This window comes from Pectinatus haikarae (assembly GCF_050916305.1).
In the GTDB taxonomy this organism is placed as follows: Bacteria; Bacillota; Negativicutes; order Selenomonadales; family Selenomonadaceae; genus Pectinatus; species Pectinatus haikarae.
The window spans coordinates 1,411,146-1,426,896 of the sequence record NZ_CP116940.1 but is presented as its reverse complement, the minus strand read 5'-3'; the positions used below and the strand labels follow the sequence as shown (position 1 = coordinate 1,426,896).

The 15,751-nt window shown below is 42.1% G+C and carries 13 protein-coding genes; 1 reads left to right on the top strand and 12 read right to left on the bottom strand.

Annotation, left to right across the window (positions count from 1 at the left end):
* Positions 1 to 16: 16 nt before the first annotated feature.
* The 12 genes from NXG61_RS06985 to NXG61_RS06930 all read right to left on the bottom strand — a co-directional run bounded on the left by NXG61_RS06985 (position 17) and on the right by NXG61_RS06930 (position 15,014).
* Positions 17 to 1,036 carry a LacI family DNA-binding transcriptional regulator gene (locus NXG61_RS06985; protein ID WP_307223115.1) on the bottom strand — a complete coding sequence of 340 codons (1,020 nt, stop codon included), beginning with the start codon at positions 1,034 to 1,036 and terminating at the stop codon, positions 17 to 19.
* Positions 1,037 to 1,059: 23 nt separating this feature from the next.
* Positions 1,060 to 2,559: a UDP-glucose--hexose-1-phosphate uridylyltransferase gene (gene galT, locus NXG61_RS06980; protein ID WP_307223113.1), complete on the bottom strand. Its 1,500-nt coding sequence runs from the start codon at positions 2,557 to 2,559 to the stop codon at positions 1,060 to 1,062.
* Between the two features lie 15 nt (positions 2,560 to 2,574).
* Positions 2,575 to 3,564, bottom strand: a complete 990-nt coding sequence (gene galE / locus NXG61_RS06975) for a UDP-glucose 4-epimerase GalE (protein WP_196603546.1) — start codon at positions 3,562 to 3,564, stop codon at positions 2,575 to 2,577.
* A gap of 170 nt (positions 3,565 to 3,734) precedes the next feature.
* Positions 3,735 to 4,904: a galactokinase gene (locus NXG61_RS06970; protein WP_196603545.1), complete on the bottom strand. Its 1,170-nt coding sequence runs from the start codon at positions 4,902 to 4,904 to the stop codon at positions 3,735 to 3,737.
* Between the two features lie 35 nt (positions 4,905 to 4,939).
* Positions 4,940 to 5,899 carry a beta-galactosidase small subunit gene (locus NXG61_RS06965; RefSeq protein WP_307223110.1) on the bottom strand — a complete coding sequence of 320 codons (960 nt, stop codon included), beginning with the start codon at positions 5,897 to 5,899 and terminating at the stop codon, positions 4,940 to 4,942.
* Positions 5,883 to 7,769 (bottom strand): glycoside hydrolase family 2 TIM barrel-domain containing protein, encoded by a 1,887-nt coding sequence (locus NXG61_RS06960; RefSeq protein WP_307223108.1) that lies wholly within the window; start codon positions 7,767 to 7,769, stop codon positions 5,883 to 5,885. Before NXG61_RS06960 ends, NXG61_RS06965 begins: the two co-directional genes overlap by 17 nt.
* Positions 7,770 to 7,856: 87 nt before the next feature.
* Entirely contained in the window at positions 7,857 to 10,082 is a 2,226-nt protein-coding gene (locus NXG61_RS06955) for an alpha-galactosidase (RefSeq protein ID WP_307223106.1), read from the bottom strand.
* A 43-nt stretch (positions 10,083 to 10,125) separates the two neighbouring features.
* A complete protein-coding gene (locus NXG61_RS06950; RefSeq protein ID WP_196603541.1) occupies positions 10,126 to 12,030 on the bottom strand; it encodes a PTS sugar transporter subunit IIA in 1,905 nt (634 codons plus the stop codon).
* A gap of 189 nt (positions 12,031 to 12,219) precedes the next feature.
* On the bottom strand, positions 12,220 to 12,405 hold the full coding sequence (locus tag NXG61_RS06945; protein ID WP_307223104.1) for a hypothetical protein: 186 nt from the start codon (positions 12,403 to 12,405) through the stop codon (positions 12,220 to 12,222).
* 113 nt (positions 12,406 to 12,518) lie between these two features.
* Positions 12,519 to 12,923 (bottom strand): RNA-guided endonuclease TnpB family protein, encoded by a 405-nt coding sequence (locus tag NXG61_RS06940; RefSeq protein ID WP_307223213.1) that lies wholly within the window; start codon positions 12,921 to 12,923, stop codon positions 12,519 to 12,521.
* Entirely contained in the window at positions 12,914 to 13,579 is a 666-nt protein-coding gene (locus NXG61_RS06935) for an RNA-guided endonuclease InsQ/TnpB family protein (RefSeq protein ID WP_307223102.1), read from the bottom strand. Before NXG61_RS06935 ends, NXG61_RS06940 begins: the two co-directional genes overlap by 10 nt.
* A 193-nt stretch (positions 13,580 to 13,772) precedes the next feature.
* Positions 13,773 to 15,014: an ATP-binding protein gene (locus NXG61_RS06930; protein WP_196603540.1), complete on the bottom strand. Its 1,242-nt coding sequence runs from the start codon at positions 15,012 to 15,014 to the stop codon at positions 13,773 to 13,775.
* 203 nt (positions 15,015 to 15,217) lie between these two features.
* Here NXG61_RS06930 and NXG61_RS06925 point away from each other — a divergent pair, with 203 nt between their 5' ends.
* Complete coding sequence (locus tag NXG61_RS06925) at positions 15,218 to 15,679, top strand: Hsp20/alpha crystallin family protein (RefSeq protein ID WP_307223100.1); 462 nt, start codon at positions 15,218 to 15,220, stop codon at positions 15,677 to 15,679.
* Positions 15,680 to 15,751: the final 72 nt, after the last annotated feature.

Sequence of the window (15,751 nt, the reverse complement as noted above, 5' to 3'; positions counted from 1 at the left end):
CAGTATTTATTCTATATTATCTTTTCACAGGTGCGGTAGTATTTCGCTTTATCAGTGTATTTTCCAAAATAATCTCATCACTTACGGTATTATTTGATTCTATCTTCTCCATCAGCAGCGCTGTTGCCGACTGCCCCAGCAAAGACATATTCTGATCTATAGTGGTAAGCTTCGGCTCGATGAACCTGCTTATGGATATATTATCAAAACCGATTATAGATATGTCCTCAGGCACTTTTATACCCAGACGATAACAGCCGTTTATAGCTCCCGTCGCCATCAGATCATTACAGGCAAATATTGCCGTTATCTTTCTGCCGCTCTTTATCGCCATCATTACCTTTGCCAATGTATTATCCACAGTCTTTTCCACATTGCCCTCACCGATATTCAGTACATATGGCTTGACCTTATATTCCGTCATCATTTTCCGGTATATTTCTTCTTTGATCTCATAAGAATCACTGCTCATTCCCCGGATAAACAATATATGCCTGTGTCCCAATCCGATCAAATGCTCTAAAGCCAGTTTCGTACCCGATGCTTCGTCATTTGAAACATACGATATGCCAGGTCTTTTAACATAGCTGTTTATAAACACAGTCGGTACTCTCGCTGAAATTTGATCATAAAACGATGCTTCAACGGCATAAGTATTGGGTGATATATTAATAATCCCACAGACATTGCGTGACAGAAGCTCCTGCATGCACTGTTTTTCCTTAAGCGGATTATCCTTTGCGCAGGTGATGAGCATAGAATAATTATAGTGTTTTATATATTCTTCGATGCCATCGAAGACTTCGGCGAAGAACATATTGAATAAACTGGGGACAACTACGCCGATGGTGGTAGACTGCCGTGTATTCAGCTCTCGGGCCTGTATATTCTGCACATAATGAAGTTCCTTTATGGCATCCAGCACTCTTTTTTTCGTTTCTTCCTTAACAGGATAATTCCCATTTACTACACGCGAAACAGTAGCTACAGATACGCCGGCATGTTTTGCCACATCTATTATCGTCGTAGATTTCATCAACTTATCATCCTCAAACAAAATTATAGATCATCCATAAACTTATCAAAAGCAGCCAGACCGGCGCCGTCACGCTTAAAAACTCCGGCATGCACCAGCACCTGCATAAATATTCTACCTACTTCGCTATTAAGGATATCAGTAATATTATTTTTGTCAATAGAATCATCATATTTTTCATACATTTTCTTGTACCATTGCGCATGTTTTTCTATTGCCGGTTCATTGCCTATATCTTTCTTTTTACTCAGGAGAGCTTCCCTTATTGCCGCCAGCTCTGCTTTCAGCCTTGGCGGCAATACTGCCAGCCCCATCACTTCTATAAGACCGATATTTTCTTTTTTTATGTGGTGCACCTCGCTGTGAGGATGAAATATCCCCATGGGATATTCATCCGTGGTACGATTATTGCGCAGTACCAGGTCCAGCTCATACTGCCCATTCTTCCTGCGGGCAATCGGTGTGATAGTGTTATGGGGAATACCTTGGCTTTCAGCCAGTACACTGACGCCGGGATCAGAATAGCCTCTCCATTTCAGTAAAATATGCTCAGCCAAATCTGCTAAACGTTTTCTATCATTGCCGATCAAACGGATAGTTGACATAGGCCATTTTACCCGTCCTATTATTATATCCGAAAAACCATCAACATTATATCTTTTTTCTATTGATGCCACTGCCATTGCAAATGTATAATTCCCGCCCTGATAATGGTCATGGGAAAGAATTGATCCCCCCACTATAGGCAGATCCGCATTAGATCCTATAAAATAATGAGGAAATTTACTGACAAAAAGCAATAAATTTTCAAATGTGGCTCTTGATATTTTCATGGGTATATGCTTTTTATTCAGCACTATGCAATGCTCATTATAATATGTATAAGGTGAATACTGCAAAAACCATTCCTGCCCGCCGAAATCAACGGGAATCAATCTGTGTGTTTGTCTGGCCGGATGTCCTATGCGTCCGGCAAATCCTTCATTTTCACGGCAGAGCAGACATAGCGGATAAGATGATGTCCTGCTCTGCCCTGCCTTTATTATATCCCGCGGATCTTTTTCGGGTTTAGACATATTTATGGTTATATCCAAACAGCCATACTCTGTCTTTGTTTTCCAGACAATATTTTTTTCGATGCGCGCTTTTCTTATATAGTTCGAAGCGATGCTCATCGCATAAAAAAATTTAGTTGCTTCCTGCGGAGATTGTGCATATAATCCGTTAAATTTTCTGATCACTTCCGAAGGACGCATCATCACACAATTCATAATGCGCGTATCAAAAAGGTCTCTCCGCTCTCCTGTCTCTTCAATAATATCACTGGATACAGCATATCCAATGATATTATTGAGAATAGGCGACGCGTCTTTTAATGTCTCATCGATTTTTTCCTCTGAAAAAGTATCTATTCGCAACACATCCAGCAGAAGATTAGCAGAATATATTTTATCTGCATTTTCAAGCAATTCCTGCTGCTGCGCAAAATTCAGCAATCTGTTTATTTCATGATTTATATCCATAAAACATCTCTCCGATTATTTACAAAATCCATTTGGATGATTTTTGTGCCATTTCCATGCAGTTTTTATTATGCTTTCCATGTCTGTATATTTTGCCTTCCATTTCAGCACTTTTTCTGCTTTTTCACTGGAAGCCACAAGTCTTGCCGGATCACCGGAGCGGCGCTGTCCGCTGATCACCGGTATGTCTTCGCCCGTGGCTTTGCGTGCCGCATCGATCATTTCCTTCACGGAAAAACCATTGCCGCTGCCCAGATTGAATATATCACTGTTTCCGCCTGCCCGCAGATAATTTATAGCCTTCATGTGCGCGTCCGCCAGATCTGCCACATGCACATAATCCCTCACACATGTCCCGTCCTCAGTCGGATAATCCTGTCCATATATAGTTATAGCTTCACGTTTTTTCAAAGGTACCTGCAGAATAATCGGCACAAGATGACTTTCCGGCTTGTGATCTTCACCTATATGCCCGTCTTCTGAAGCTCCCGCCACATTAAAATATCGCAGCGAAACATAGCGAACACCATGTTTTAAGCAAACCCATTTCATCATCTTTTCCATTATGAGTTTGGATTCACCATATGGATTAGTCGGTTCCGTCGGGTCCGTTTCTCTTATTGGTATGCTTTGCGGTTCTCCATACGTTGCAGCCGAAGAAGAAAATACTATCTTATCTACACCGTGCTTTACCATTGTTTCCAAAAGCACCTGCATCCCGTATACATTATTATTCAGATACAAAAGCGGTTTTTCCATACTTTCGCCCACCAGCGAACAGGCCGCAAAATGAATAACTGCCTCTATGTCATTTTCAGTAAATATCTTGTCCATGGCTCCGCTGTCCCGAATATCCTCCTGATAAAACCGCACAGCCGCCGGTACAGCTTTTTTGTGTCCTGTACGCAAATTGTCAACTACAATCGGTTCTTCTCCTTTTTTTAATAATTCATCCACCATATGTGAACCTATATAACCGGCTCCGCCGCATACCAATACTGCCATTTCAAATCCCCGCTTTTCATTTATTCAGCCGTTTTCCAGAGCAAAACTCAATACATGAATATATTTTAAATTTAATATCGTCTTTCGTTAAAACAAAAGCTTACGTCCGGTGGCACCGAACGCAAGTTTTAATTTTAGCTGTCGAAACTATTTTAACTGACTGTCCTTCATTATTCAAGCAGTTTAGTGCCGTCTCCTATGTCTGCGATGTAAAATTCGGGCGCATAGCCTATTTTCTGCGTATACAGCTTTGCTACATTTGCTTTAAATGATTCAAGACAATCATTTTTTACTATGCTCACCGTACAGCCGCCAAAACCGCCCCCCGTCATACGTGAACCTATAACTCCGTCCTGCTGCCATGCCAGCTCGGCAAGTGTATCCAATTCCTGTCCCGTCACTTCATAGTCATCCCGCAAAGAAACATGCGATTCATTCATTAACTTCCCGAATAATTCCAAGTCATCATTTTCCAAAGCTGATACGGCCTTTATTGTCCTCTGATTTTCGAGCACGGCATGTCTGGCCCGCCGCACGCATACCGGATTCTTTATCGCCCCCTGCAGCTGTACGAAATCAGCTTCATTCAATTCCCCCAGGCTCTTTATCCGGCGTACCTGCTGAATATCCTTCAATGCTTCCTCACACTGGCTCCGGCGCAGATTATATTCTGAATCTACCAGGCTGTGTTTGCTGTTCGTATTTGTTATTACTATACTGCATTCTTTAAGCACCAATTTCAGATAGCGATATTGCAGTGTGTTGCAGTCCAGAAACATGGCATGATCCTTTTTTCCCATGCCCACCGCAAATTGATCCAGTATACCGCAATTCATACCCACAAATTTATTTTCTGCCTCCTGGCACATTTTCACCATTTCCAGAGTGTCGACCGTGAGGGCAAAAAATTTTTTAAGTACCGCTGCCGTAAGCATTTCCAATGATGCTGACGAGGAAAGCCCTGCGCCATTCGGCAGATTGCCATACACCACAAGATTGAATCCTCTTTCTATTGCAAAGCCATGATTTTGAAATGTTTTTACTACGCCCAGCGGATAGTTAGCCCAGTCATTGCCTTTTTCATTTTCTATTTTATCTATATCAGCCGTAATTATTCCCTTCTGCGGCAGGTTCAGAGAATAGCAGCAGACTTTTTTATCATCCCGCAACGATGCAGCCCCATACGTTCCCAATGATATGGCACAGGGAAAAACATGACCGCCGTTATAATCTGTATGTTCACCGATCAGATTTACTCTTCCCGGTGAATAAAACAAATGCTGCGCCGGTTTCTGAAATTTTTCTGCGTACACTTTCTTTATTTCTTTTAAAATATCCATAATACTCTCCTATAAAAACTTAACCATATATTTTTTCATACTCCGGTAATCATAAAGCTAAATCTGATATCCCTGCCGGCGGGGATGTGATACTTCGTTTCTACATCCTGTCCCCAGCTGTCTATACCGCCTACACCTCTTACTGCTCCCAGTATCGAAAGAACGGTTCTTCTCGGCGGCGGCAGTTCTTCTATATGCGTCGCATTTTCCAGCTCCTCGGCAGTATACGGCAGACAGCTGAATGCAAACGGCTTGTCAATGCTGCATATTTTTATGCGGAAATTTTCTTTTCTGTTCTCCGCGTTATTTTTCGTAGTACCGCGTATGATCTCCAGCCAATCGGTATCCATATGAACACCGCAGTCCTGCGGTGTCAAATACGGCGTGACAGGCATTCCTTCTATTTTATATCTGCCGGATACACCGCCTGCCATTCGATCCGGATAAGTTTCACCGGATAAACCTTCATATTCATATCCGGCTGCCGCCGTCGGCATGATAAAACGCATCCCCATTGCCGGCAGATCCGGTAAAGAGCTGTTTCCGGCGTAATGAACGTTTACCGTAATGCTTCCGTCGGATCTAACAATATACCTGACCTTTACCGATGCGGCAGGGATAGTAATTGTCTGATATTCATATGCCACTTCGGCCTTATCGGCATATTCATTTCCTGTATATTTATTGTTTGCGGGCGGTCCCGGAAATTCTATCAGTTTATCATTCACTCTGACGGATATATTTTTTATATCAATAAACATATCGGCGCCCAGCCATTGAAGCGACTTTTTGGAAAAACCGTTTCCTCTGTCGTTATCGGTTGTAGCTCGCCAAAATGTCGGCTTTGGTTCTCTGTAAAGCCATTCTCTGCCGTTTATGACCAACGATTCAAGACCGCCCCTGCCATAGCTGAAAATGTAATGAAAACTGCTGCCGCTGATGCCAAGACTTCCGTCTCCGTATATTATTCTCAATTTCTCATTTGTATTTTCCATAATAATACCTCACCTCCTGCATTGCCGGTTTCTCGGTTCGATTGGCAAAGAGCAGCCCATCTCCGCTGAATTCATAATCCGAGGGCCGATCATCAAAATCACCGCCGTAGCGAAGCACCTTTTGCCCCGTAAGCTCATCTTCCACCAGCAAAGCCTGATCAATAAAATCCCATATAAATCCGCCGTGATACATAGGAAAACGGTCGATCAGCTGAATATATGAACTCATTCCGCCAAGAGAATTTCCCATGTTATGCATATATTCACACAATATAAACGGTTTTTGCGGATCATTGCTCAGATAATCTGCTATTTCATCAGGTGATGCGTACATACGGCTTTCAACATCAGAAATAACTCCGTCATATTTTCTGTTTCTGACCACACCCTCATAATGAACCAGCCTTGAAGAATCTGTCTGCTTATAATATTTATTCATTGCTTCGATGTTATCTCCGGCATATGATTCATTTCCCAAAGACCAAAAAATGATACTCGGATGATTTTTCAGCAGCTCATAATTATTCTTTGCCCTGTCAAGGACTACCGCTCTCCACTCCGGCAAAGAACCCGGTACATTATATGACGGTTCGACTTCTCCGGCTTTTTGCCATGAACCGTGTGATTCCAGATTGTTTTCTGCCATCACATAAATGCCGTGCTCATCGCAAAGCCTGTACCATATATCCTGATCAGGATAATGGCAAGTCCTGACCGCGTTGATATTATTGTTTTTTATAATATCAACATCACGTTTCATATCCTGATATGTTATGGCTCTTCCTGTTTCCGCGCTCCACTCATGTCTGTTGACTCCGTTAATGATAAGTCTTTTGCCATTCAATAGAATGAGCTTATCCTTTATCTCGATCCGCCTGAAGCCGAATTCATATGGTACAATTTCCAGCAAGGTTCCATCCGCCCGAAAAAGTTCTATAAACAGCCTGTACAGATATGGTGCCGCATTATCCCACAGATGAACCTGTTTGAAGACGACACCGTCTATTTTTATATTGTTTCCGGCCTGCTGCTCTTTTTCGTAAAGTATTTTATCGTCGCGATCCTTAACAATGAACCTGACACCCGCAGCCGCATCGCCTACAGATATTTTACAGTGAATATTCAGATCGCCGTCTTGAAAGTTGTCTGTTACTTTTGGCTCGATCAGCAGATCTTCAACATGCACCTCAGGCTGGGCTATCAATTTAACATCCCTGAAAATACCAAAAAATCTAAAAAAATCTTGATCCTCAAGAAAAGCAGCCGTACTGCGCTTGAATACCTCAACTGCTAATTTATTCTCTCCTTTTTTGATGTACGGCGTCAGGTCAAATTCCGACGGTGTGAAGCTATCCTCGGCATATCCCAGAAAATTCCCGTTCAGCCAGACAAACATTGCTTCTTCAACACCGTCAAACCGTATTCTGACCTTCTTACCAAAAAATTCCGGTTTCAGAGCAAATTTTTTGATATATGAACCGACCGGATTATCCTCCGCTTTGCTGAACATTCCTTCTTCTTTTTTATCCGGTCCCATACTGTAAGCCGGTCTGCGGTAAAAATGACCCTCCCACGGATATAGTGTATTTATATAATGAATTTTGTCATAACCCGCAAGTTCTATATGTCCCGGTACTTTTATAATGCCAAAGCTGCTGCTGTCAAAATTTTCGGCAAAAAATTTTTCCGGTCTTGTCATAGGATTTTTAGAAAAATGAAATTGCCAGCTGCCATTTAATGTCTGCACAAAGCTGCTTTTCTCATTTTTAACTTCATCGTAATTTTTATAAAATCTATGGTCACTATGCGGTAACAACTGTCCTGTGCGAAATACTTCCGGATCATCCAGCCAATTTATATCTGCCTGCAAAATAGTCGACCTCTTTTCCGTAAATAAATTTTAAAATTGGTCAGCAGTTAAAATACTCTGCCCGCTGACCAATAAAACTAAATTTTTTTACTCCACTGCCTTCAAAACAAACAATGCCGCCTGAAAATCAGCTGAAACTCCTGCATGCCTGCACGCGTCCATCAGCTGCTGCACAAAAAAACCGGCATTCATCAATTCATCGCCATAAAATTTTTCGGCGCTGTCATTTACTGTATATTTCTGATCAGCTGTCAACCCTTTAAAATAAATTCTTGTGTAAGGCGGATTTGCGCGATTCAGGATCTGGCAGCGGCAGGCCACAGCATGTTTTTTATCATTACTGACAACCTGCCAGCTCATTACATTTTGCTCATCATCGAAGGGACTCTCAATTCTATATAAAGTTCCAAACTGAAATAATGACCGGTATTTTTTATAAAATTTAATTTGGTCTTTTATTTTAAAGGTCTCCTCAGCAGACAATGCAGTTATGTCCAATTCATAACCAAAAGCCCCAAAGAAAGCCACAGCTGTCCGTGTTTCCAATGGTGTCACACGTCCTGTCTGTCCGTTTGGCACAGCAGAAACATGTGCTCCCATCATTGACTGCGGATAACCGTATGATGTACCGAACTGTATCAGCATGCGTTCTGCCGCATCAGTATTATCACTGGCCCACGCCTGCGGTGCATAATACATCATTCCCAGGTCAAAGCGTCCGCCGCCCGATGCGCAGGACTCAAAAAGGACATGCGGATAGGAACTTGTCAGACGCTCATAAAGCTGATAGACACCTAAAATATAACGGTGGGGCATCTCCATCTGCTGCTCCGGCGCCAGGCAGGCACCGAACATTTCAGTAATATGACGGTTCATATCCCATTTGATATAATCCAGATGTGCATCTTCGATTATCCGGCCCATAGCCTCAAACAGGTAATCAACTACCTCCTGGCGCGTAAAATCAAGTACAAATTGATTGCGTCCCGGTGACATTGCTCTGCCCGGCACATGGATCACCCATTCCGGATGCCTGTCATAAAGCCTGCTGTCAAGAGAGATCATCTCCGGTTCAAACCACAGTCCAAATTTCAACTGCATCGCATGAATCTGTTTTGCAAGATGATCCAGCCCAAGAGGCAATTTATCGGTATCGGCAAACCAGTCCCCCAGAGAGGTTGTATCATCGTTGCGGCAGCCAAACCAACCGTCATCCAAGACAAATAATTCGATTCCCAGCTCTTTTGCTTTTTCTGCTATAGACAATAATTTTTTTTCGTCAAAATCAAAGTAAGTGGCTTCCCAGTTATTGATCAGAACAGGACGTTCCGTTTCCGCGAAACGCGCCGGCAGCAAATGTTCCCGATAAAAACGGGCAAGCTGCTGGCTGAGACCATTCATCCCCGCCGCTGTATAGCTAAATATACATTCCGGTGTTTGAAACGATTGTCCGGGCAGGAGGCGCCACGAAAATTCAGCCGGATTGATACCCAGCAGTATTCTGGTTGTTTCAAACTGATCCACCTCTACCTGATCGAGAAAATTACCGGAATAAATAAGATTGAACCCGAAGACTTCTCCCGTATCTTCATCTGCGCCGGAACGCGCCAGCATAATGAAAGGATTATGCTGAGCGCTCGATGCCGTGCGCATACTGCCAATGCTTTGTATCCCCGGGCGAAGATGAGCGCGGTGCAAATGACGCTCTCTTGCCCATGAACCGGAAAAATGAAGCAGATCGTATTTACAGTCGGGAAGATCCAGCTGAGCACTGAAAGCATCAGCCAGGGTAAACTCCTTACTTCCGCAGTTATTGAAAAGCGCGCTGCGGACCAGTACATCCTGATGAGGAAAAATACTGTAAGACAGCTCCAGCTCCAGTCCGGAAAAAACATCTTCCATATGGATAATTAAAGTTTGCGCATCGTCTTTAGTGTCGTCAAAGGCAGACGGCAGTCCTGCAATACGTGTTTTCCCTTCAACTATTTCATATCGTTTGTAAACGAATTCTGAAATCCCGCTGCCATTTTCTGCTATCAATTTATATGCCGGATACCGGAAATCTCCTTTACCAAAACTGGCATATTCCTGTTTTAATACATCCGGCTGGAAATCCGGTCTTTCCAATTTCCATGCAGTCGTGGCATTCCGCTGCTCACGAACAGATAAATTGACATACTGCGGACGCACATGTATTTTGCTTCCATAGTACAGCTGTCCCAGCTCACCATTATCCATCACCTGAAAAATATAACTGGTATTATCTGTCTGCAAATGAAAAGTACCGGTTTTTTCTTCTGCTGTAATTGCCAATTTACACCCTCCCAGCAAATTTTTATCAGCTATGCATAAAATTTTATTTCAAATTCAAAACAGGGCTGTCCTGCTCGACCGTACCCTCCGTTTTGAGCATTTCCAAACGCAGCTTTTCATTATCGTTAGTAATAGTTACCATTACAGTATCATCATAGCCCGCCTTTCGTATTTCTTCACGCGAAAACCTGCCCAGCAGCTCACCGCGCTTCACATGCTGGCCTTGTGCGCAATATGTTGCAAAACCATTGCCGCGCAGCTGTGCAGTATTGATGCCGATATGGATCAGTACCAGCGCCCCTCCTGCCGAACGTATGATCATGACATGTCTGGTAGGAAAAACCGTTTCGACAATGCCGTCAAAAGGTGCATACAATTCATCCGCCGACGGTTGTACGGCAAAGCCGCGTCCCATTTTTCCGACAGAAAAAGTTTCATCCCGAACATTTTCCAGCGGCAGCAGACGGCCTTTTACCGGTGCATTGATAAGCAAATCAGCTCCTTCAGACAGCTGCGAAGAATTTTCTTCATTTAATTTATTAGACCATGTTTTTTCCAATTTATCGACGATCTCCGCATGCTTTTCTTCTGTCAAAGTGACTTTTTTATAGAAAAGCAAACACGATATCAGCAGCAGTACTGCCGGAACACCAAAGAGCATCACTTTGAAGACCATTTGGCCCTGCGCGGTTATGGATTCTGCGGAAGCCCCTGAGGTCATTCCTGCCCATACCGCAGCAATTCCGATAAATCCGTTTGAGATTGCTCCGCCAAATTTATCTATAAGCGGACGAACAGACAATGTCAAAGACTCATCCCTGTGCCCCAATTTCAATTGCCCATATTCAACAGAGTCTGTCATTATCATCAGCACACACAGGAAAACAAGCGGCTGCGGTATATAGAACAATACCCCTGCCGCCAGCACCAGCGGCAGCGACTTGCCCGCCACAGTGAAAAGAAAAATGCTCAGCAGCAGCACAGCAACGGCTGCAAAAAAAACATTGCGTCTGCTGAATTTTTTAGCCAGAGTCGGAAAGGTCAAGACAATGAATATACCAATGGCAGTGTTGATCGTCGCCAAAATACTGAATTGCGCGGCATTGCCCACAATAAATGTAAAATAATAAAGTTCGACCGCATTAACAATCTGAATGCCGCTGCTATAAAATACATAAGCCAGAGCTATCCACATCAGCTGATCATTGCGCACCAGTACTTTCAAAACGTCCTTGAATGTAGTTTTTTCTTTGTTCTTGCGCAAAGCGGATTCATTTTCCCTGGTTCCCAGAACTACGACAATTGCCGAAATCCATGAAACAAGTCCGATAACCACCGCAAAGGCAAACCATCCCTGGCTGTCACCCTGTCCATGATTTTCGTATTGTGAAAAAAGCAGAACTATAGGCATGACCACGATACCGACGATATTGGCACCGATGTGCGAACCGACACGAGCAAAAGTTGCCGTCTTTTCACGTTCTCTCGAATCAAAGGATATTGCCGGTATCATTGACCAGAAGCCGACATCCTTAAATGAATAAAAAATATCCATCATAATATAAAAGACAGCAAACAGCGCTAAATATAAATATGGATTGCTTGTATTTAATCCTCCCATATTTGTAAACAAAACTACCAGAGCAACAGAACCAATCGTGCCGCCGATCAAAATCCACGGCTTGAAATGCCCCAGCCGCGTACGCGTATTATCAATTGCATTGCCGATAAAAGGATCAATGACCAATTCCAAGATTCGCAGAACCATGATAATTATTGTAATATACCCGATCATTTCGGCGCCCATGGCGCCACTGTCTTTATCAAAAAGATGTGATGTGATAAACATAATGAAATACGTCGACAGTGTCGCATAAAAAGCATCATGACCAAACGCACCGAATGAATAGGCGAGCCGGGAATAAATATGCTGATTATTTCCTGACATAATTAATAGTGCCTCCTTTTTTCATAAAAAATTATCATATTAAAATAAAATTAATTATTTTTTATGCATTGATAATTTTCCAAAAATTAAATATGTTTTTACGTAAACGTTTACGATTATAGGGACATTATACAGCTTTTAAAATAAAAAGTAAACCTCTACTTTATTTTTTATTCAATTTATTTACAACTAAAAATAATCCTCCGGCAACACTCGGCAGGAGAACAATGTCTGGCAGAAATAGGCGGCGCCCTGCCATTGTGCAGTTGCCTCAGACGGAAGTTTTGCAGGCTGCGCCGGCGGCATAGACACGAAGCTTGAGCTTCTCGAACATGGTGATGCCGGCGTGTCCCGTTTATTCGTTCTTCTTGACATACTCTCCCTGCCTAAAGGCAGGGGATTCTGGGATGATAACGAACCTGGCCCACTATCTACAGGTCTTACGAGTTCTCTCCGCAATGGTTGATGCCCCAACCATATTTATTGTTTTACGATGCTAGGAAGATTCTTTCTCCTTCTGCTTTTATATTCATAGCGGCATTCTTATCACGATTATGCTGAATACCGCATTGAGGACAAATCCATTCCCTTATCTTCAGATTCTTAATTTCTTTATTTTGATAGCCGCAACTAGAGCATAACTGGCTGGACGGATAGAACCTGTCCACTTCAACTACTGCCGAACCGGTTTTACCTGCCATATATTTCAGCTTGCCGACAAAATCAGCAAAACCCAGATCGGCTATTTTCCTGCCAAATTGCCTCTGCATGGCTTTCAGGTTTAAATCTTCGATGCAGATCAAGGCATATTTACCGGCAAGATATCCTGCCGTTTGCCAGTGGAAAGCGCTGCGCTGATTTGCTATATGCTTATGCAGCCGTGCTAATTCCAGTCTTGCCCTTGCCCGATTATTTGAACTTTTCTTTTTTCGCGAAAAAACAGCGGCGATATAATATCCTTTTCATCAGAGCTGTTTAAAAACTTCTTGAGACCGAAATCAAAGCCGACGCTTTTACCTGTTCTGACCAGAACTTTATTCTCAGTAGTTTCACAAGCTAAGTATAAATAGATATCGCCTAACGCATCACGTTTAACAGTTATCGTCTTAATTTGTCCGTCTATATCACGGGATTTACAATAACGGTATTTTTCTTTAGCAATTTCAATTGTATTTTCCTCTGACAACTTCCAGCCGGCTTGTTTTAAGGTGTAGGATTTATATTTGCTGACCTTCCTGAAAGACGGCGGTGCCGCATGTATTTTATGTTTTAGATTATGGAAGAATAATTTATAGGCGCGGTCTATCCTCTGAGTTATATCCTGCACGGCCTGGGAACCGATTTCTTTCAGATAGCCGTATTTTGCCAACTTCTTTAATTTTGGCAGATGCTTTTGCAGCCGATACAGGTTCAGGAATTTACCGAATAAGCGATAGTATCTTTTATGCAGGACAATGCAGTGATTATAGATTAAACCTGCCGCGTTTATTTGTCTGTGAAGTTTTTGATTACGCTTTGCTTTGTAGAGTTTAAAGCAGTAGGTTTTCATCTATATTCTCCGTCCCTTATTCAAGTTTTCAGATTCTTGAGATACTATTTCTTCATATTAACATAATGGACTACAGATGCATAGCTTGTGTCCGGCTTCAATTGCTTATGCAAATTCGCCGGACGCACCTTATATCCCCATAGCTAAAGCAAGGGGCTTTACGGTGCTTAGGGTAAAAATCCCTGAATCTGCTTTAATCATCATCCTTATTTTTCTGCCCTAAATACCAGTTAACAAACTGCCTGGCGATTCGGCCGCTTCTTCCCGAATGTGTCATTTCCCAACGGAGCCCTTCAAGCCGCAGTTCCTTTTTTTCGAGTTCAACTCCTGCTTTTTTGAGATAACTGTCAATAATCGACAAATATTCATCCTGACTGGGTGCATCATAGTTTATTATCAAGCCGAACCGATCGGATAATGATATTGATTCATTCACACTGTCATTGCGATAAAGTTCTTCCTGCGTATCTTCTCTGTCCCTCCATGTCTCCTTGATAAGATGCCGTCTATTGGAAGTAGCATATAAAAGCACATTTTGCGGCATTGCAGAAACGCCTCCTTCTATGACAGATTTCAAATATTTATATTCTGTTTCTCCCTCGTTGAACGACAAATCATCGAGAAAAATGATGAATTTATACCCAGCCAGACATCTCAGTTTTTTCATTATTTCAGGCATTACTTTTATTTGATCGCGTGTTATCTGCACGAGCCGCAGATTTTTTTTATAAAATTCATTGGCCAAGGCCTTTACCCCTGAAGATTTTCCGGTGCCTCGCGCACCTGCCAATAAAATATTATTGGCGGGCCTGTTTTCTAAAAATACCTGAGTATTGCTGCGCAGCATTTTTTTTTGCTTTTCATAGCCGACCAGATCTGACATTCTTATTTTTTCAAAATATTCTATCCCCATAAGACCTGTATTATTATGCCAGCAAAAAGCACGATAACGCGCCAGCTCTCCCGACCCAAATTTCTTATAATGATTCAACAGACATTGCGCTGCACCGGCAGCAGAATCGATACATTCCAGAGTGCAGCGCAGCTCCTTATAAGCTTCAAATGCAGACTCACATGCCGGTTCATAATTATTTAATATTTCATCTATGTTTTCCGATTTTTTTATTTCTTTTAAAAGAACAGGATAAATGGCTTCCATATCCATTTCCAGCAATTTTCCCACACTTTTTCCTGCATGACCGCCGCGTTGAATATTATCGGCAGCCATGTTATTGCCTCCCGCCAGCAGATAGACAATATATGCGGGAAACAATCTTCCTGACAGTCCCAGCGACTCGCCCTTAGATATCAGCTCTTCAAAGAAAATATGCCATTTTTTCTTATCATTACTATTTTCGGCTTCATCATACGCTTTGAGCACTGCATCTTGTGCAAAATCACGAAAAAGCAGCAGTTGTGTTAATTTTTTCCCCATTTTCTCACCTATTCATTAATACATTTTTATATAATAGTAACAGACTTTTTGTCTATTGCCAACAAATAAAGTCACTTTTCATTTAATATTGACTTTTTGACTTTTATCGGTATAATATAAATATAAGGCTGAAAAGAAATGTCTGCTGATCATTTTCTCTGCCGTCTATGTTTATACTAATGTATTTTTAAGGGGGTTTTCTTATGTTTGGTTTAGTTCCGTTTGCAAAAAATAATGTTAGCAAGAAGGAAGATGCCTTCGGCCGCTTATTTGATCTTTTCAATGAACCTTTTTTTAATTCAGCAATTGCTCCTGTACAAACCGCTATGTCTGGTTTTGCCTCTTTTAAAGTCGATGTAAGAGATCTCGGTGATGTTTATGAATTATCCGCTGAGCTTCCGGGCGTAAAGAAAGAGGATATTTCACTTAACTATGATAATGGTTATCTTACTATTCAGGCAAACAGCAAGGATGAAAAAGCAGAAAAAGACGATACCGGAAAATATATACGCCGTGAACGCCGTTATGGCAGCATGTCTCGTTCTTTTTATATAGATAATATAGACGAAGCACGGGCAAAAGCCGAGTTCACGGACGGTATACTCAATATTAATCTGCCGAAAACGATCCCGAACGACAGCACCACCCATATAAATATTGAGTGACCTGTATCTGTTTTTTATAAAAAATTTTGCGTCAAATATGCAATGACCGGGGGAACTTAAAAGCTTTTCTTT